This is a genomic window from Leifsonia sp. NPDC058248 (genome assembly GCF_042881905.1).
Taxonomy (GTDB): Bacteria; Actinomycetota; Actinomycetes; order Actinomycetales; family Microbacteriaceae; genus Leifsonia.
Genome location: NZ_JBHVXB010000001.1, coordinates 380,890 through 396,957, shown reverse-complemented (window position 1 = coordinate 396,957; position 16,068 = coordinate 380,890). Strand labels below are relative to the sequence as shown.

The window sequence follows — 16,068 nt, the reverse complement described above, 5'->3', positions numbered from 1 at the left end:
AGAAGAGGGCTTTCATTCCCTGTGCGGGACGGCGTCGCGACTTCACACCGAGCGCACAAGCGCCTTCGCTACGGTCGAAAACGTGACTTTCGAGCTTTCGCCGACCGAACCCAGCGAACCCCTCCTGTCCGAGCGGGCGATCATCGCCCTGCAGCAGATCGACCCGACGACCCTCGGCGAGATGAGGGCCTTCCGGGAGAGCTTCGCGCGGTTCATCATGCCGTACAAGTTCGGCATCGACGAGGTCACGACGAAGGTCTCGATCCTGCGCGAAGAGTTCTCCGAACTGCACGAGTACAACCCGATCGAGCACATCTCCAGTCGCCTGAAGTCGGCCGAGAGCATCGAGCAGAAGATCGTGCGCAAACAGTGCGAGCCGTCGTACGACGCGATCCGCGAATCCATCACCGACATCGCGGGCGTGCGCATCGTCTGCAGCTTCGTGTCCGATGTCTACCACGTGTTCGACCTGCTCACCGCGCAGGAGGACGTGCACGTGCTCCGGGTGAAGGACTACATCGCCGCGCCCAAGCCGAACGGCTACAAGAGCCTGCACGCGATCGTCGAGATCCCGGTCTTCCTCAGCGAGGGCAGCGTGCTCGTGCCGGTCGAGATCCAGCTCCGCACGGTCGCGATGGACTTCTGGGCCAGCCTCGAGCACAAGATCTACTACAAGTACGACGGCGACGTCCCCGCCGGCATCCTCCGCGACCTGACCGCGGCGGCCGACACGGCCAACGATCTCGACGTGACGATGGAGAAGCTGCACCACCAGGTGCGCGGCGCCGGGCCCACCGACGGCATCCCGATCGCGATCTGACTCGCCCCCGGCCGGTTCGTCTCGACCGTTGAGTCGAAGGCCGGCAGGCGCTAGCCTGGGGAGGTTCTGCGGGGAGATCGACTCCCGAGCCCAGGGCGGAGAGGATGCGTGACACCATGACTGCGACTGCTGTGACCGCATCCGGCCCTCACTTCTTCGAGGCCACCGCGAACATCTGACGTTCGGTGGCCTCCAACCCTGGAGCTCACCACCGTGACTTTCGACGACTCGTCGTTCGCTGTACCCACCTTCTCGACCTACGAACCCGGCGACGGCCAGCGCTGGAGCACCTGGCCGGCCACGATGCCGAGCGAGCGCGGACCGCATCCGTGGCCCGCCTGGCTGGTCACCTCAGCCGGCGCCGTCGACACCGAGCTCGGCATCGTCAAGACCGGCAAAGAGGCCGACGTTCACCTCATCGAACGCTCCGTCCCCGACGACCCGGGGCAGAGCGTGCTGCTCGCCGCCAAACGGTACAGGGATGCCGCCACCAGCGACTTCCACCGTTCCGCGCGCTACCAGGAGGGTCGCCGGATGCGGAACACGCGCGACACGCGAGCCGTCGCGCGCGGCTCCGCCTACGGACGCCAGGTGGCGGCCGGCCGCTGGGCCTACGCCGAATTCGAGACCCTCAGCCGCCTCTACGGTCTCGGTCTGCCCGTGCCGTATCCGGTGCAGGTCACCGGCACCGAACTCCTCATGGAGTTCGTCGGCGACGGCAGCACCGCCGCACCCCGGCTCGCACAGGTCCGCCTCGACGGCGACGAGCTGGCCGGATGCTTCACCCAGGTCACCGACATCATGCGCGCCCTGGCGCGGGCCGGGCTGGCGCACGGAGACCTCTCCCCCTACAACCTCCTGGTGCATCACGGCCGAGTTGTGGTGATCGACCTGCCGCAGGTGGTCGAGGTCGTCAGCAATCCGGGCGGACTGGACTTCCTGCAACGGGACTGCGTGAACGTGTGCGACTGGTTCGTGCGGCGAGGTTTCGACTGCGATGCGGACGAGCTCTTCGGCGAGCTCGTGGCGGAGGTGTTCGGTTAGGGCGAGCATCCCGCGAAGTCAACCGACGCTCGATACTGTGTGCTCATGACCAACGACCCGACCGGGGGCGGCAGCGACGCCGAGCGCGGAAAGCAGCCGTCCGGCGCCGCGAACACGGATGCTCTGCTCACCGCCGCGAGCCCCCTCTTCGTCGACTCCAGCACGGAGCGCATCATCCCCACCGGCCGCGTCGTCGCCTGGGCGCTGTGGGACTGGGGCGGCGCTGCTTTCAACGCCGTGATCACCACGTTCGTGTTCACGGTGTACCTGACGAGCAGCTACTTCGTCGACCCCTCGATGCAGTTGACCACGGATCCGACCGCTGCCTGCAAGACGGCTGCGACGGCGGCCCCCCTCTCGAGCGGGCTCGGTCTGGGTCTCGCCATCGCGGGTATCGTCGTCGCACTGATCGCGCCCGTGCTGGGGCGACGCACCGACGGGTCGGGGCGGCGCAAGTTCTGGCTCGGGATCAACACCGGGGTCGTCGTTCTGATGACGGCGCTGATGTTCTTCGTCAAAGGGGAGCCGGGCTACTTCCTCCTCGGGGTGATCCTGGTCTCGGTGGGAACCGTGTTCTACGAGATCGCGTCCGTGAACTACAACGCGATGCTGGTTCAGGTGTCCACGCCGAGGACCGTCGGCAAGGTCAGCGGGTTCGGGTGGGGCGCCGGCTACTTGGGCGGGATCGTCCTTCTGCTTATCGTGTACTTCGGCTTGGTGTCCGGCGACGGCGGCCTCCTGCACGTTCCGGAAGACGATGGTCTGAACATCCGGATCGTCACTCTGATCGCGGCCGCGTGGACACTGGTGTTCTCGCTTCCGGTGCTGTTCAGCGTGCCGGAGATCCCGAAGGCCGATCGTGCCGTGCGCGTCGGCTTCTTCGCGTCGTATCCCGCACTCGTCCGGGACATCGCACGCCTCTGGAAGGAGAGCCGGAACACCGTGCTCTTCCTGGTCGCCAGCGCGTTCTTCCGCGACGGTCTCGTCGGGGTCTTCACGTTCGGCGGGATCCTCGCCGCGGGGACGTTCTGCTTCTCGAGCGGCGATGTGATCATCTTCGCGATCGCGGCCAACGTGGTGGCGGGTGTGAGCACCCTCATCTCGGGACGGTTCGACGACCGGTTCGGACCCAAGCCGGTGATCGTGACGTCGCTGATCGGCCTGATCATCGCGGGCCTCGCCGTCTTCTTCGCCCACGACCTGGGTGCGACGGCGTTCTGGATCGGCGGCCTCGTGCTCTGCCTGTTCGTCGGCCCGGCCCAATCGGCGAGCCGCACCTTCCTGGCACGGATCACGCCGACCGGGCGCGAAGGCGAGGTCTTCGGCCTCTACGCCACCACCGGGCGCGCGGTGAGCTTTCTCGCTCCTCTGCTGTTCGCGACCTTCGTGGCCGTGGGCGGAGCTCAGTTCTGGGGCATCCTGGGCATCGTGATCGTGCTCGCGATCGGGCTGGCGCTGCTCATTCCGGTGCGCGCGCAGTCGCAAGCGCGGGTGGAGACGCGGGCGCGGTAGGGCGGGACTTGGCCGGGTTGATCCGGGTTGATCCGGGCTGTTCGGTCGGGCAGCGCTCGTTGCGGCAGTCGCACGACCGGCTAGTCGCGGGGCCAGGCTCGGACGAAGCGGTCGAAGAGGTCGGCGAAGGTGCGGGCCTCGTCCGGGGTGAATCCGGCGATCGCCTCCTCGACAGCCGAGCGACGGTGGGTGCGCACCTCGGTGATCTGGGAGCGGCCCGCGTTGGTGAGCTGGATGATGCTGCGCCGGGCATCCGTGGGGTCGGTCACTCGGCGCACGAGGCCACGTTCGACACCCTCCTGGACGAGGCGGCTCGCTCGCGGCTGATCCACACCGACCGCGTCGGCGATCGCGCTGATCGACAGCTCGGTGCCGGCCTTCTCGGCGGCCTCGAGTGCGTCGAGCATCCGGAAGCGGGCCGCTCGTCCGAGTGAGCCGTCGGGGCGGCCGCGGCGTCCTCGAGGGCCCGGGCCTGCGGCGTCGCGTGCGTTGGAGTGGCTGTCGACGGCGCCCGCGTCGGGGCCGGGATCGGCTTGGCCCTCGTGGTCGGCGTGGCCGTTGTGGTCGTGACCGGTGTGACCGTCATGGTCGTGGCCGTCGTGGCCGTGCCAGCCGCGACCGCGACCTCCGTAGCCGGCCCGCCCACCCGGTCCCCCCGGACCGAAGGGGGCCCCGCCCCAGGATGCGCCGCCGAAGGGTCCGCCGAAGCCGCCGGGCGCGGCGTGGCCGCCGGGACCTCCGCCGTGTTCGCCGCGGTGCTGGAGCCGGTGGCGCCACTGGTCGTGGCGAACAGCCACCAGGGACTGCTCGATGAGAGCTACGACCTCCGCAGGCTGTGAGTTTTCTTCACGGGCTTGACCGTCCATTTCCATGTATGTAATCATACATTTGGTTGTAACAGTACATGCAATAGAAAGGGGTTCTCTGATGAACACCACCACAGACACTCACAGCACGCCGCCCGCCTACTGGTTCGGCGTGATCGAGCACAACCTTCGCGCTTCGATGCGCGACGAGCTCACCGAGCTCGGCCTGCGCCGCGGAAGCTGGCGCATTCTGCACACCCTCGCCGACGGCCCAGCCACCGCCGAGGACATCCGGGCCGCGCTGCCTCCCCGTCGCCACCCCGGGCACGGCCGCGCACGCGGCGAGCGCGGTGGTCCCGATTCCGGGCGCGGATTCGGCTACGGATTCGAGCGTGGTTCCGGGCGAGGCTATGGGCGCGGCTCCTGGCGCGGGTATGGCCGCGGGTTCGCCACCGACGAGGAGCGCGCAGCGTACTTCGCCGAACATCGCCGTGACCATGCCGGCCCCGGATTCCGGCCCGGCGGCGAGCGGGGCTTCGCGCCCTTCGCCTCCGCCGAGGAGCAGCACGCCTTCTATGCCGGAATGCGCGCCTCGCGCTTCTTGCGCGGCGACGGGCGCGGCGAGTGGCGCGGCTTCGGCCCGGCCGACCACGACCACGACCACGACCACCACCACCACGACCACTCCGGGTATGGGCACGGTGATAGCCACAGTCCGCACGAGCACGCGGGGCACGGCCAGCACGACCAGGCCGAGCACGACCACCACGGTCGTACCCACCACGGCGGGAAACGCGCCGGACGTGTGGAATCCATCCTCGACGCGTTCGCCGAGCGCGGCTGGGTGACCATCACCGACGGTGTCGCCGAGCTCACGCCGGAAGGACGTGCCGCCCACGACGGCGCCTTCGAGCGCATCCGGAGGCTTCGCAGCTCCGTCGCCGACGGGATCAGCGCCGAGGACTACGCCACCACTATGGCGACCCTCGAGGCCATGGCCCGCAACCTCGGCTGGGACCCGTCGAAGCGTGCGGGCTCCACCCAGGACGCGTCGTCGGCTCAGCAGGGCAGCTCCCCTTCCGCCGAAACGGGCGAGGACGCACCCGAGAGCGACGCGGACGCCGGCCCCGAAGCCTGATCCGCCGAACCCGCGGGGTTGCGCCCACGCAGAATCCCGGCCCCGACCCGAATCTCTTCGGGTCGCGGCCGGGATTCTTGTTTCGCGCGAGCATCCGGAGCGCCCTTCGGCACGCCTGCATCGGCGAGAATGGACGCATGACCGCAACCCGCGAAGAGGTCGTCCTGCTCGCCGACGACGGCACCCCCGTCGGCGTGGCCGACAAGGCCACCGTGCACACGGCGGACACCCCGCTGCACCTGGCCTTCTCGTGCCACCTGTTCGACGGCGACGGGCGCATCCTGGTCACGCGGCGCGCGCTCGGGAAGCGGACGTGGCCGGGCGTCTGGACGAACTCGTTCTGCGGGCATCCTGGGCCGGGCGAGGCGATGGAGGATGCCGTGGCGCGGCGGGCGCAGGATGAGCTGGGCGCCACCATCGACAACCTCACCGTCGTGCTCCCCGACTTCCGCTACCGGGCAGTCGACGCCGGCGGCATCGTCGAGAACGAGATCTGCCCCGTCTACACCGCGACCGTGTCGGGCGAGCTCACGCCGGCCGCATCCGAGGTCGTCGAATGGGAGTGGGTGGATGCCCGCACCCTGCTCGCCGCCGTCGACGCGACCCCGTGGGCGTTCAGCCCGTGGCTGACATTGCAGCTTCCCGCCCTGTACGCGGACCGTTCGCTCGAAGCTTCAGATCAGCTGTGAGCGGAACTCATATTTTCCACCTGTGTAATTGATTGTGGATAACTAGCGATCGCGTATGCCGGCACCGGCATGGCGACCCCGGCGCCAGCAGGGCGAGCCGGATCATTCGCTGACGCGGACGGCGTCCATGTGCTGCTCCAGCCACCAGGTTTTGCCCTCGTCGTCGGAGACCCAGCCGTCCCACATGAAAGAGTTCTCAGAGATCCCGCTGAAGTTCCAGCGGATCGGGCGGCCGTCGGTCTGCGTGCCGTCCTGACGGATCCCGTCGCGGTGGCCGGTCGCGACAAGCGTGCAGAAGTCGTTGGCGACCGCGCCGAACCAGTTGACGCGCCAGGCGCCGATCACGGGGTCGTACACGCGAACGGTGCTGCCTTTGGTCTCCAGAACCGCGGGGTCGGATGCACTGGGCGCGACCAGCACATCCTGAACCGCTCGTCCCCCGATGGTGTAGGCGAAGGTCCAGTCGTAGGAGAACTCGGACCACGCCCCGGACTCCTCGTCGAGGAGCCGGCACTCCGCCTTCCAGGTGCCGACCAACTGGCCGAACAGGTGCATTCGCTGGGCTCGCACCAGGGCGGGGCCCGACGCGATCAGCGCCCGTGCGAACGTCTCGTTGCTGCTCTCGCTCATTGCTCTGGCCTCCAGGTTGTCGCTTGCTCGGTGAGTGGGTGGCTCGGCGGCGCGCGGCGGTGGGCGCAGGTGGGTGGGCGCAGATGGCTTGGCGCCGGTCAGCTGACGGGACGCCCCGCTTCTGTCGTCGAGACATCGGTGCGGTGGAAGTTGAGGTAGGAACGCGAGGCGGTCGGGCCGCGCTGGCCCTGGTAGCGGGAGCTGTACTCGCTGGACCCGTACGGCTTCTCGGCCGCCGAGGTGAGCCGGAAGAAGCACATCTGGCCGATCTTCATGCCCGGCCACAGCTTGATCGGCAGGGTGGCGACGTTGCTCAGCTCGAGGGTGACGTGGCCCGAGAATCCGGGGTCGATGAAGCCGGCGGTCGAGTGCGTGAGGAGCCCGAGCCGGCCGAGCGAACTCTTGCCCTCGAGCCGAGCGGCGATGTCGTCGGGCAGCGAGACCGACTCGAAGGTGGAGCCGAGCACGAACTCGCCGGGGTGCAGGATGAACGGCTGGTTCGGGTCGACCTCGACCAGGCGGGTCAGCTCGGGCTGGTCTTCGGCCGGATCGATGAACGGGTACTTGTGATTGTCGAACAGCCGGAAGTAGCGGTCCAGCCGCACATCGATGCTCGACGGCTGGATCATCGCCGGATCGTACGGTTCGAGGGCGATACGGCCCGTGCCGAGTTCGGACTTGATATCGCGATCAGAGAGAAGCACGGCATCAGCCTATCGGGGCTGGTGGGCGCTGAGAATGGCTGCTGCGCGAGCATCCGGGGCCTGGCGTGGCGGACGCCGACGCTGGATACTGGGCGCAGACGTCAGGAGGCGCGCGTGGAGATCCTTCAGGTGGCACAGCATGCGGACGACCTCGACCGCGCGGCCGCGTTCTACGAGATGCTGCTCGGGGGCGCGCCCGCTGCGCGATTCGACCCGCCGGGGCTGCTGTTCTTCAACGTCGGGATCTCGCGCCTCCTCCTCGAGCGCGATGCCCCGTCTGCGCTGATCTACCTGCAGGTCGATAACGTGCAGTCCACGCTCGAACGGCTGCGGGCCGCGGGAGTGCCGGTGGTCGGGGAGCCGCACGTGATCTTCAGCCACACGGACGACACGCTCGGCCCGGCGGGAACGGACGAGTGGATGGCGTTCATCGAGGACAGCGAAGGCAACACGGTCGGCCTCATCAGCCACGAGCCGCGGCACGATCCGTGAGGTGGATGCTCGGCCCGGGTCTGACCCGGGTCTGACCCGTCTGAAAAGCGCGCGGGCTTTCGCTAAGATGTTGGCAACGCCTTCGGGCGATACGCGAGTGTAGTTCAATGGCAGAACTTCAGCTTCCCAAGCTGATAGCGCGGGTTCGATTCCCGTCACTCGCTCCAGTCGCTTCGCGGCAAACCGTGTCGTTTCTCAAGCATTGTGAGACTTTTCTCGCCTTACTTGGGACCACCTGCAGTGCTGCGCCCCGGCCGCGAACACCTATGTTCGGTCACCGTGCCCGACCCTGACGCCGAGCGCAGTCACAAGCCCGATCCGGTCATCATCCCTTGCTGGGCGATCGCCCCCCCCGTTGAGGCTGGGCTGAAGTTTCAGCGAAGTTGCTGTAGTCGGCGCCTCAGAGCTACCGAGGCATCAAGCGTCCAAGCGCCGATCATCGGCATATCGCGGCGCCATCGATTCCATCTGCTCCATGACCAGCTTGATTGCTTCTGGCTGCTTATCCGGCGGGTACTTGTACTTGACGAGCAGCCGTTTGATCGACGACCGCAGCTTCGCGCGCACATCATCCCGAACGGTCCAGTCGGTGCGCACATCGCGTCGCATGACCGCTACGAGCTCGCGGGCAATCTGGGCCAGAACATCTTCGCCCTGCACAGTGGCCGCCGATTCGTTCTGCGCAACAGCATCGTAGAACGCAAGCTCGTCGCTGGAGAGAGGGGGCGAGAAGAGGGCGCCGCGGGACGCCTCTGCAGCGACCTCTTTCGCGAGCTCGACCAGCTCCGCGATCACTTCTGCCGCTGTGAGCTGTTGATTCGTGTACCGCTTCATGATCTCGGCGATACGCTCCGAGAACACCCTCTCGCGGACGACGTTCCCGCGCATGGCGGTTGACCCAGCGTCAACGAGGGACTTGCGAAGAGCCTCGATCGCGAGATGCGCGTTCGGCGCTGACTGCGCCTTCTCGAGGAAGTCCGGGCCGAGATCGTCGAGTGAGAGTCGCGGCAGGCCGGCGGCTTCATAAATGTCCAGCACCTCGCCCGTGGACATCGCTTCGGCGACCAGGCCGGTCAATAGACGCTCGATCTCCTCTGAGACAGGCTCGTCGCGAGCCTGCCTCTCCATCGCGTCGAATTTCGCCATCCACACGCGCACCTCTTCATAGAAGGCGATTTCATCGTGCAGCTCCGAAAGCCCCGCGCGGCCCGAGCTCAGGGCCCATGCGCGAGCAAGTTTGCTGCTCGTCGCGCGATAACGACTCGCGAGGCGTGCGACTCCCAGCTCGGGGTCGTTGAGCGGGTTGGCCGCGTCGCGGAGGTAGTTCGTTGCCGTCGTCGCGGCTGCGAGCATCGCCCGCGGGCCGCCGCGTCGAAGCAGAGCTCGCCAGTCGCAGCCTGTCAGCATGTCGCGAATCTGTGCGACGAGTTCGGTGGCGATCGCGACTGCTTCGTCGACGTTTCGGCCGATCGGTCGGTTCGCTTGATCTTCAACCGTGTACTCGGCTAGGGCTTTGGCAAGGTTGTCGGCAAGCGGGGCGTAAGCGACAAGCAGGCCGTCCTCTTTGCCCTCGAAGGTACGATTCACACGTGCGAGAGTCTGCATGAGCAACGCACCCTTGAGTGGACGGTCGAGGTAGAGGGTATGCAGCGGCGGCGCGTCGAAGCCGGTGAGCATCATGTCCTTGACGATGACCAGTTCGAGTTCGTCGGATGCGTCTTTGAGGCGGTCCTTGATCGCTGCGTTCGCAGAGTCTCGGCGGACGTGATCGCTGACGGGCGGCTGGTCGGTCGCCGAACCTGAATAGACGACTTTGATCTTTCCACCGTCGATGGCATCCGAGTGCCATTCAGGCCTCAGGGCGACGATCGCAGAGTACAAGCGCGCGCAGATCTCACGCGTGCCGCCGACGATGAGGGCTTTGCCCGGCGATCCGATGAAGGGCACCATGCGGGCGCGGCGCTCTTCCCAGTGGGTGACGAGGTCATGCGCTAGGGTCTCGATGCGCTCCGGCGATCCGTAGACGGCGTTGACGACGGCGACGGATGCCTCGATCCGTGCGCGCTCGGTGTCGTCGAGCCCGAGGGTGTACTCGTCAGCTGCGCGATCGATGTCTTCCTCGTTCGTGCCCTCACCGAAAGACACTCTGATGAGTCTCGGCTCGAAATACACGGGAACTGTTGCGCCGTCCTCGACAGCTCGGGTCAGGTCGTAGATGTCGATGTAGTCCCCGAAGACGGCCTGGGTATCGCGCTCGGCAAACGAGATCGGCGTGCCCGTGAACGCGATCAGGGTTGCATTCGGGAGTGCGTCGCTCAGGTGGCGGGCGTAACCATCGAGATCGTCGTAGTGGCTGCGGTGCGCTTCGTCGACGATGACGATGACATTGCGGCGGTCTGTGAGGAGAGGGTGCCGTGTACCGGACTTCTTCTCCACCTCGGTCAGGCCGAACTTCTGGAGTGTCGTGAAGTAGATCCCACCCGTTACTCGCTGGCTGAGTTCGACGCGCAGTTGTGTGCGCTCCCGCACCTGAACCGGTTTCTCGGCGAGCAGGACGCTACGGTCGAAGCCCTGGAAGAGCTGGCCGTCGAGTTCGTTCCGATCTGTAACTACGACCACCGTCGGGTTCTTGAGCTTCGGATGCCGCGCGACCAGATTCGCGTAGAGCTCCATCTCCATCGACTTGCCGGAGCCTTGCGTGTGCCACACCACGCCGGCCTTCCCATTGGTCTCGACCGCTTGGATAGTACTGCCGACGGCCTTCGTCACAGCGAAGTATTGGTGTGGCTTGGCGATGCGCTTGACGAGCCCCTCGGAGCCCTCGTCGAAGGCGGTGAAGTTGCGGACGAGCTGGAGGAATCGCTCCTGGTTATAGAGGCCGTTGAGCGCGTCGTCGAGCGGGAGCACCTCTACGTTTTCTTCGATTCGCGGCTGCTGGAGAGGGGTTCCGTCGTCATCGACGTTCCAGGGCGCGAAGTGGTTGAGCGGTGTGAAAGGCGTGCCGTACTTGGCGTCGATCCCGTCGCTTGCGAGCGTGAAGACGCAGAAGCGGAACGCACTGGGGAATTCCCTCAGGTAGGTCTGAAGCTGCGCGTGTGCTGCACCGACGCCGGTGGATGCCGAGCCCGCCTTCTTCAACTCGACGATGCTTAAGGGCATTCCGTTGACGTAAAGCACGACGTCGAACCGGCGGTGCAGATCGGCCTGCCGGATCGTGACCTGATTGACGGCGAACCAGTCGTTCTGGTCGGGCGCGCCGAGCAACCGGACGCGCGGATTCTGTTCGATGCCGTCACTGTCGATGTAGCTGAGCGGATAGCCTCCGACCAGGTACTCGTGGATTCGATGGTTCTCGGTAATGGCATCAAGCGACCTGGGTGCGGCGACTTCTGCGACAGCCTGCTGCAAGTACGGGATCGGCACTTCCGGGTTCAGACGGCGCATCGCGTCTAGCAGCCGTGGACGAATCAACAGTTCGTCCCAGGTTTCCCGCTCGCCTGTCCCAGGGGCGATCGCCTCGCCGCGCTTCGGCTCCCAGAGGAGTGGCTCGGCAAGCGTGTCGAGCGCTGCCCGTTCCCAGTCGGCTTCGGAGATGCCGCCGGTCATCGTTTCGCCATACCCGGCTGTGCCATCTTGCGGAGAACCTCCAGGAAACTAGGAGCGTACTGACTCCAGGAGTCACTGATCTTGTCGAGATCGAGTTTGCCGGTGTGGACCTGTTCGCAGAGCCGCAGCCACCCCTCCCCGGTGGCGGCAGTGAGCGCGAAGGCAACACCGGCGCCGATGACGCTGCCCGCACCGGGGATCAGCTTGAGGAAGCTGCGAGCCAGCGCCTGCCCGGTGATCTGCGCGCCGAGCTGTGCGAGAGCTCCTGCCGACAGCATGGTCTTTAGTTCGAGGTCGTAGATGGCCGCGATCCGTCCCATCATCGTCAACTGGATCGGCGCCAGAATCGCCGCATCCGCGACAGGAACGGGGACTGCGGCTGCTGCGGCCGCCGCGGTTGCGGCTGCCGCGATGATCGGGCGAGCCATCTCACGCTTCCAGGGGAGGTTGAGCCGCTGTGCGATGCGAAAGGCATCCTTCTCGTTCTCCGGCGAGAGGGCGAGGGTTTCCGTGACGAGCTCACCGAGGCCGTGCCCCTTACCCTTCCCGTTCTTGTCCTGGGTCGAGGTCAGAATGACGCGCTGGAAAGGGATGTCGATCGGCTGGCCGTTGTCGTCCGGGTTCTCGAGCCAGCTCCGGAATTGTTCGACCGACTTCGGTACTGTCCGCCGTCCCGGGAAGGGAGTGTCCCAGTCGACCTTGGTGAGGACGAGGACGACGGGCAAGCCTTTGGCTTCGAGCTCGCGGATCATGTCAATATCCGCTCGAGTCAGGCGGTGGGCTTTAGACGCCACGCAATACCAGACGACCGAAATCTGCTCGACCGGGGGATGGCCGGCGATGGTCTTGAGGTTCTTTCTGAGCGCCTCAGCCGGGGTCATCGCGGACCCGATCTCGAAGCCCTCGATGTCCCAGATACCGAGCGATTCGTCGTGGTAGTAGTTCACGCCCTCGGTGACGGGGAGCCCCATGCCGACCTTCGCGAGGTCGCGCCCGAACACGGCGTTGACGAGTGAAGATTTTCCCACGCCCGTCCCGCCGATCAACGCGAGGTTGAATCGGCCGTACTTGGACTTCGCTTGCGAGTTCGCTTCGATGAACGGGCGGTCATCGATCTCGGGCGCGTCGTCGGCGGGCTCGTCTGGCGCTGTCGTCATTTCTGGATCGTCCCATTTCTCGTTCGGTGCTTCGTTGCGGTGTCGGTCAAGCGCCAGCCGTGGAGGCGAGCGCCTCAGCGCCGCGGACATGTAGCGTGCCTGACATCAGTGACGGTAGGAGGGCGTCTCGGGTGGCGGCGAGGGTGCGATTCTCCTGCAAGGCGGCGCTTCCCAGAGCGTCTACCGCGCGCAGTCGTTCGCCGAGCCGGCGAGATGCTCCTGCGTCAGGAAGGCTGATTCTTACTTGGCCCAGGTCGACACGGCTCAGCTCGGTCTGACCTGTGCTGCCCTCGCCCAAAGCCTCGATCTCCGTCTGGCGATCGAGAATCGCCTGGCCGATGATCGTTCTGTCCCACTTGGAGTCGTCGGGGCGAAGGATTGTGACATGGGAGTCGACGGTGGCGCTGTCCCCCTGGACCCAACGAGCCACCCGACCCAACGTGCCTTGGCCAGTCGAGTTGACCAAAATGTCATCACTTTGAAGCAGCTTCTCCGGCTTCACCCTTGCGACATCGGTCCACCGCGCAGGTTCTGTCAGAACACGTTGGTCCCTAACGCATTTCTGGTTGATAACGAGCACACCCGCGCCGTCCGGCACGTACCTGGGGGTAATGCCGCGGGTCAGCAGCACTACGGCATCTCCGATAGTCGTCGATGAGCCGCCGGCCCTCAGCGCGGCACGGTACTCGGCGCGATTCAGCTGAGCGGTCGACGCCGCAACAACGTCGTTAGCCACGATCTTGTCGTCGAGCGCGCCCAGCACCTCGGCGATCGCCTTCTGCTCTGACAGCTCGGGCAGGGGGATCTCCCACGAACCCATCCGGTTCAGGGGTATCCGGTTGACTGTCGCGCCGTGAACGGTGTTCTGCTCGATGACGTTTTGGAAATAAGGACTGAGATAGGCGTACAGCAGGAAGCGTGGATCAACGAACTCGCGGTTAGGACGAATTAGGGCCATCCGCCGACCGAGGCACGCTTCAACATCCTTAGGCATGAGAGCTGCCTCGCCCAGGCGTGTCTCATATGAAAACAACAGGTCTCCAGCGCGCGGCCGGACTCGCCGCGTCCATCTCGCAAAGTCGTCTTCATCGACGTGATCCGAAGCGGCGAGATCCAACCGACCATTTGAAAGGCTCGCAATGTTTAGGAAGTATGGGCCTGTACGCTTACGCGCCGGCGTGGCGTGCGGCCCATCGAATATCTCCCCAAGTTCTCGCAACGCACACTTGCGCCACTCAGGCATAGGGACCTCGAGAGATGTCGGACGTCATGTTCGTGACCCCTTCCTGAATGTCGCTAACCCTAATGCGCCCTGACATCAACTCGGGCAAGAGTGAGTCGCGAAACTCCGCCAGCTTTCGATTTTCCCGTGCATTAGCCGCCATCTTGTTATCGAATGCGAGCAGAACGTGCCCGATCGACCGCTGAACTTCTAATGCGGGCAGCGATATTCGCGTCGATCGCAGGTCGCTCAAGCTGATGTACGGTGCCATGTCGCTGTTCGCTTGCATATGAGAAGCCTGAAGTTTGAACTCGGAGGATCTAAGCCATGCAAGCAGGTAGCTCGGGTCCAGGACGGTGAAATCAGCAACTCGGAACCAGCAGAGCTGGGGCGAGTATGCTGCTTTGCCAATCAGCTCACGCACGAGCGCAACGCGCCCGACTGTGCCTTTCGTCGTTAGCACGACGTCGCCTTCCCTTACTGCTTTCGCGCCGATCTGCCGTTCAAACTCGGGACGAATCAGATCCTCGCTGGTGAAGAGCACCTCTCCCTCTCTGACATCGGCCGCACGAATGACTCGAAACCCTGCAACGCCGAATTCCGATTGCTTCGTGCGGTACCCGTCGCCAAAAGCCATGACACCGTCGCGCTGAAGAGCCCCCAGGGTCAGTTGCTGGACCATGAGATCCTGTCCAATTGCGCGCCTACTTCTTCGGCGAGCCGCGCTGACTCCGCGAATTGGGCTTCTAGCTCTTGACGCAGCCTTATAAGACGGTCCTGGATCGGCTCACCACTGTCGACTGGCTCGGCGGCGCCGACATACCGCCCGGGAGTGAGCACGTACTCCGCGGCCTTAATGCCCACTAGCGTTTCAGAGCGGCAGAAGCCGGGAACGTCCTCGTAACCGTCAATATCTGAGTCGCTCAGCCACGCGTGATAGGTACCCGCGATCTTCGTGATGTCCTCGTCCGAGAGAGCCCGCTCGGCGCGGTCGACCATGTAGCCCAGATTGCGGGCGTCAATGAAGAGCACCTCCCCGGCGCGCTTCCCCTTGTCCTTAGTGAAGAACCACACGCACACGGGAATACCCGTCGACCTGAATAGCTGGGTGGGCAGCGCGACCATGCATGAGACGAGGTCGGCCTCGACGATTTCGGCGCGGATTTGACCCTCGCCGCCCGAGTTCGACGACATCGAGCCGTTCGCCATCACCACACCGGCCTGACCCCCAGGCGCGAGCTTCGACAGAATGTGTTGGATCCACGCGTAGTTCGCGTTGCCCGCGGGCGGCACTCCGTACTTCCATCGGGGGTCGGACTCGCTGCGTGCCCAGTCCTTGATGTTGAACGGAGGGTTCGCCATGACGAAGTCCGCCTGCAACTCTGGATGCAGGTCACGCGCGAAGGTGTCGCCCCACCGTGAGCCGAGGTTGCCGGACAGCCCGTGAATGGCAAGGTTCATTTTCGCCATTCGCCAGGTTCGCTCGTTGAGCTCTTGCCCATAGACAGAAATGTCCGCCCCCTCGCCGTGGTGGGCGTCGATGAACTTCTCTGCTTGCACGAACATACCGCCCGATCCGCAGCACGGATCGTAGACGCGTCCGTGGTCGGGCTGGAGCACCTCGACGAGAACGCGGACCACGCTCGCCGGAGTGTAGAACTCGCCGCCCCGCTTGCCCTCGGCGGCCGCGAACTTCTCGAGGAAGTACTCGTACACCTCGCCCAAAAGGTCCCGGGCGCGCCGGCCGGATGATCCAGCCTTGCCCTGTCCGGCGAAGCGGGCGGAGTTGAGCAGGTCGAGCAGCTCGCCCAGTCTGCGCTGATCGACGTTGTCGCGGTTGAAGATGCGAGGCAGGGTTCCCGTCAATTGCGGGTTGGTCTGCATCACTGCGTCCATCGCCTCGTCGATGAGGAGTCCGATCGACTTTTCGGGCGCGATGAGCGACGGCCCGGTCCCCTTCGCGTGCTCGGCAAGAAACGACCATCGGGCGTCAGCCGGCACCCAGAAGACGCCACGACCGGTGTACTCGTCCGGGTCGTCGATGAGTTCGGAGATCTGATCCTCGTCGTAACCGTCGGCGGCCAGTTCAGCCCGGACCTGGCCCCGGCGCTCGTCGAATGCGTCCGACACGTACTTCAGGAAGACAAGACCGAGGATCACGTCCTTGTACTGAGAGGCATCCATCGAGCCGCGCAGTTTGTCGGCGGCCTTCCAGAGAGTGTCCTTCAGCTCCTTCATCGTGGATGGA

Annotated in this window: 14 protein-coding genes and 1 tRNA gene; 7 read left to right on the top strand and 8 right to left on the bottom strand. The window is 65.4% G+C overall.

The window, feature by feature from the left end:
• Nucleotides 1-181: 181 nt before the first annotated feature.
• From ACFVV5_RS02105 to ACFVV5_RS02095, 3 genes are all read left to right on the top strand, one after another.
• Nucleotides 182-820 (top strand): GTP pyrophosphokinase family protein, encoded by a 639-nt coding sequence (locus ACFVV5_RS02105; RefSeq protein ID WP_387238802.1) that lies wholly within the window; start codon nucleotides 182-184, stop codon nucleotides 818-820.
• A gap of 213 nt (nucleotides 821-1,033) precedes the next feature.
• Nucleotides 1,034-1,864, top strand: coding sequence for a serine protein kinase RIO (locus ACFVV5_RS02100; RefSeq protein ID WP_387238198.1), 831 nt, complete (start codon nucleotides 1,034-1,036; stop codon nucleotides 1,862-1,864).
• Between the two features lie 45 nt (nucleotides 1,865-1,909).
• Nucleotides 1,910-3,376 carry an MFS transporter gene (locus ACFVV5_RS02095; protein WP_387238195.1) on the top strand — a complete coding sequence of 489 codons (1,467 nt, stop codon included), beginning with the start codon at nucleotides 1,910-1,912 and terminating at the stop codon, nucleotides 3,374-3,376.
• Nucleotides 3,377-3,456: 80 nt separating this feature from the next.
• Here the strand turns inward: ACFVV5_RS02095 and ACFVV5_RS02090 are convergent, their stop codons facing one another.
• Nucleotides 3,457-4,173 carry a MarR family winged helix-turn-helix transcriptional regulator gene (locus ACFVV5_RS02090; RefSeq protein ID WP_387238193.1) on the bottom strand — a complete coding sequence of 239 codons (717 nt, stop codon included), beginning with the start codon at nucleotides 4,171-4,173 and terminating at the stop codon, nucleotides 3,457-3,459.
• A gap of 130 nt (nucleotides 4,174-4,303) precedes the next feature.
• Here ACFVV5_RS02090 and ACFVV5_RS02085 point away from each other — a divergent pair, with 130 nt between their 5' ends.
• Together ACFVV5_RS02085 and idi are read left to right on the top strand one after the other, a co-directional pair.
• Nucleotides 4,304-5,320 (top strand): hypothetical protein, encoded by a 1,017-nt coding sequence (locus tag ACFVV5_RS02085; RefSeq protein WP_387238190.1) that lies wholly within the window; start codon nucleotides 4,304-4,306, stop codon nucleotides 5,318-5,320.
• Nucleotides 5,321-5,457: 137 nt separating this feature from the next.
• Nucleotides 5,458-6,009 (top strand): isopentenyl-diphosphate Delta-isomerase, encoded by a 552-nt coding sequence (gene idi / locus ACFVV5_RS02080; RefSeq protein WP_387238188.1) that lies wholly within the window; start codon nucleotides 5,458-5,460, stop codon nucleotides 6,007-6,009.
• A 102-nt stretch (nucleotides 6,010-6,111) separates the two neighbouring features.
• Here idi and ACFVV5_RS02075 read toward each other — a convergent pair whose 3' ends face one another.
• Together ACFVV5_RS02075 and dcd are read right to left on the bottom strand one after the other, a co-directional pair.
• Nucleotides 6,112-6,639: a hypothetical protein gene (locus ACFVV5_RS02075; RefSeq protein ID WP_387238185.1), complete on the bottom strand. Its 528-nt coding sequence runs from the start codon at nucleotides 6,637-6,639 to the stop codon at nucleotides 6,112-6,114.
• A gap of 98 nt (nucleotides 6,640-6,737) precedes the next feature.
• Nucleotides 6,738-7,343, bottom strand: coding sequence for a dCTP deaminase (gene dcd / locus ACFVV5_RS02070; RefSeq protein ID WP_387238182.1), 606 nt, complete (start codon nucleotides 7,341-7,343; stop codon nucleotides 6,738-6,740).
• A gap of 114 nt (nucleotides 7,344-7,457) precedes the next feature.
• Between dcd and ACFVV5_RS02065 the strand changes: the two genes are divergently transcribed.
• Nucleotides 7,458-7,835, top strand: a complete 378-nt coding sequence (locus ACFVV5_RS02065) for a VOC family protein (protein ID WP_387238179.1) — start codon at nucleotides 7,458-7,460, stop codon at nucleotides 7,833-7,835.
• 93 nt (nucleotides 7,836-7,928) lie between these two features.
• Nucleotides 7,929-8,002: transfer RNA gene (locus ACFVV5_RS02060), tRNA-Gly, on the top strand.
• Nucleotides 8,003-8,252: 250 nt separating this feature from the next.
• Here ACFVV5_RS02060 and ACFVV5_RS02055 read toward each other — a convergent pair.
• The 5 genes from ACFVV5_RS02055 to ACFVV5_RS02035 are packed head-to-tail and all read right to left on the bottom strand — an operon-like array spanning nucleotide 8,253 to nucleotide 16,058.
• Entirely contained in the window at nucleotides 8,253-11,441 is a 3,189-nt protein-coding gene (locus ACFVV5_RS02055) for a type I restriction endonuclease subunit R (protein ID WP_387238176.1), read from the bottom strand.
• Entirely contained in the window at nucleotides 11,438-12,688 is a 1,251-nt protein-coding gene (locus tag ACFVV5_RS02050) for a GTPase (RefSeq protein WP_387238173.1), read from the bottom strand. Before ACFVV5_RS02050 ends, ACFVV5_RS02055 begins: the two co-directional genes overlap by 4 nt.
• Nucleotides 12,645-13,841 (bottom strand): restriction endonuclease subunit S, encoded by a 1,197-nt coding sequence (locus tag ACFVV5_RS02045; RefSeq protein ID WP_387238170.1) that lies wholly within the window; start codon nucleotides 13,839-13,841, stop codon nucleotides 12,645-12,647. Before ACFVV5_RS02045 ends, ACFVV5_RS02050 begins: the two co-directional genes overlap by 44 nt.
• Nucleotides 13,834-14,502, bottom strand: a complete 669-nt coding sequence (locus ACFVV5_RS02040; RefSeq protein ID WP_387238167.1) for a restriction endonuclease subunit S — start codon at nucleotides 14,500-14,502, stop codon at nucleotides 13,834-13,836. Before ACFVV5_RS02040 ends, ACFVV5_RS02045 begins: the two co-directional genes overlap by 8 nt.
• Nucleotides 14,487-16,058, bottom strand: coding sequence for a type I restriction-modification system subunit M (locus tag ACFVV5_RS02035; RefSeq protein ID WP_387238164.1), 1,572 nt, complete (start codon nucleotides 16,056-16,058; stop codon nucleotides 14,487-14,489). Before ACFVV5_RS02035 ends, ACFVV5_RS02040 begins: the two co-directional genes overlap by 16 nt.
• Between the last annotated feature and the right edge of the window lie 10 nt (nucleotides 16,059-16,068).

What these genes read in the sequence shown, in the direction of transcription:
- ACFVV5_RS02040 (WP_387238167.1), bottom strand. Translation starts at nt 14,502, where the DNA reads ATGGTCCAGCAACTGACCCTGGGGGCTCTTCAGCGCGACGGTGTCATG.
- ACFVV5_RS02055 (WP_387238176.1), bottom strand. Translation starts at nt 11,441, where the DNA reads ATGACCGGCGGCATCTCCGAAGCCGACTGGGAACGGGCAGCGCTCGAC.
- ACFVV5_RS02045 (WP_387238170.1), bottom strand. Translation starts at nt 13,841, where the DNA reads ATGCCTGAGTGGCGCAAGTGTGCGTTGCGAGAACTTGGGGAGATATTC.
- ACFVV5_RS02075 (WP_387238185.1), bottom strand. Translation starts at nt 6,639, where the DNA reads ATGAGCGAGAGCAGCAACGAGACGTTCGCACGGGCGCTGATCGCGTCG.
- ACFVV5_RS02095 (WP_387238195.1), top strand. Translation starts at nt 1,910, where the DNA reads ATGACCAACGACCCGACCGGGGGCGGCAGCGACGCCGAGCGCGGAAAG.
- idi (WP_387238188.1), top strand. Translation starts at nt 5,458, where the DNA reads ATGACCGCAACCCGCGAAGAGGTCGTCCTGCTCGCCGACGACGGCACC.
- ACFVV5_RS02105 (WP_387238802.1), top strand. Translation starts at nt 182, where the DNA reads ATGAGGGCCTTCCGGGAGAGCTTCGCGCGGTTCATCATGCCGTACAAG.
- ACFVV5_RS02085 (WP_387238190.1), top strand. Translation starts at nt 4,304, where the DNA reads ATGAACACCACCACAGACACTCACAGCACGCCGCCCGCCTACTGGTTC.
- ACFVV5_RS02050 (WP_387238173.1), bottom strand. Translation starts at nt 12,688, where the DNA reads ATGTCCGCGGCGCTGAGGCGCTCGCCTCCACGGCTGGCGCTTGACCGA.
- ACFVV5_RS02035 (WP_387238164.1), bottom strand. Translation starts at nt 16,058, where the DNA reads ATGAAGGAGCTGAAGGACACTCTCTGGAAGGCCGCCGACAAACTGCGC.